This window comes from Methylobacterium hispanicum (assembly GCF_022179285.1).
In the GTDB taxonomy this organism is placed as follows: Bacteria; Pseudomonadota; Alphaproteobacteria; order Rhizobiales; family Beijerinckiaceae; genus Methylobacterium; species Methylobacterium hispanicum.
This window is the reverse complement of sequence record NZ_BPQO01000100.1, coordinates 1-541: the sequence shown is the minus strand read 5'-3', so window position 1 is coordinate 541 and position 541 is coordinate 1. Positions and strand designations below refer to the sequence as shown.

Here is a 541-nt window from a genome sequence, read left to right as displayed (position 1 = left end):
GCACGAGGTCGCCACGCTCGACGCGCTCACCTACGCGGCCAACCCGGTCTCGCTGCAGCCGCTGGCCGAGGATCCGCGCCACCGCCTGATCGAGGCCGACATCTGCGACGCGGACGCCGTCCAGGCCGCTTTCGCGCAGGTCCGCCCGCAGGCCGTGATGCACCTGGCAGCCGAGAGCCACGTCGACCGCTCGATCACCGGACCGGGTGCCTTCATCCGCACCAACGTGGTCGGCACCCAGGTGATGCTGGACGCCGCACGCCGCCACTACGAGGGCCTCTCCGGCCCGGACTGGGACACCTTCCGCTTCCTGCACGTCTCCACCGACGAGGTCTACGGCTCGCTGCCCCCCGACGCCTTCTTCACCGAAGAGAGCCGCTACGACCCGCGCTCGCCCTACTCGGCGTCAAAAGCGGCCTCCGACCACCTCGCGCGCGCATGGCACGAGACCTACGGCCTGCCGGTGCTGGTGACGAACTGCTCGAACAACTACGGCCCGCGCCACTTCCCCGAGAAGCTGATCCCGCTGATGATCCTGAAC

General features: G+C 69.7%; 1 protein-coding gene. It reads left to right on the top strand.

Annotated features, from left to right (window positions below):
* Positions 1–541 (top strand): dTDP-glucose 4,6-dehydratase (locus MFF56_RS31925; protein WP_238232246.1); only part of this gene is annotated, 541 nt, incomplete at both ends.